Origin of the sequence: Pararhodobacter sp. CCB-MM2 (genome assembly GCF_001691415.1) — a bacterium.
In the GTDB taxonomy this organism is placed as follows: Bacteria; Pseudomonadota; Alphaproteobacteria; order Rhodobacterales; family Rhodobacteraceae; genus Pararhodobacter.
Map to the genome: position 1 here is coordinate 1 of NZ_LRRR01000086.1, position 470 is coordinate 470.

Sequence of the window (470 nt, forward strand, 5' to 3'; positions counted from 1 at the left end):
GTAGAAGTAAATTCCGGATGGAACTGACAAGCCACAAACCAGGGATGCTCAGGTACTTCCACCACTTCGACCAAAGAACCATCCGCAGACCAACCGGATATTTTCAATCCGGCCTCCTGCAGTTTGGGCAGCAGGTTGTTGTTTACTTCATAGCGGTGACGATGCCGCTCAGCTATCACCTTCTTGCCATAAGCAGCATAAGCCTGCGATTCTTCTTCCAAGCGACATTCCTGGGCGCCAAGACGCATGGTACCACCAAGATCAGATTGCTCTGTCCGGATTTCCGTCGCCCCGCTCGCATCCTGCCATTCAGTGATCAGACCGACAACGGGAAACGGTGATTTTGTATCAAACTCGGTACTATGCGCCGCTTCCATACCTGCTACGTGGCGGGCATATTCGATCACCGCGACCTGCATACCCAAACAAATCCCAAGGTAGGGAATCCTGTTTTCACGGGCATACTGAAC

General features: G+C 52.1%; 1 protein-coding gene. It reads right to left on the reverse strand.

Going from position 1 to position 470, the window contains the following annotated elements; all coding sequences use genetic code 11:
• On the reverse strand, positions 1-470 hold a 470-nt coding region (locus BCY78_RS25075; RefSeq protein ID WP_199523202.1), incomplete at both ends, for a gamma-glutamyl-gamma-aminobutyrate hydrolase family protein.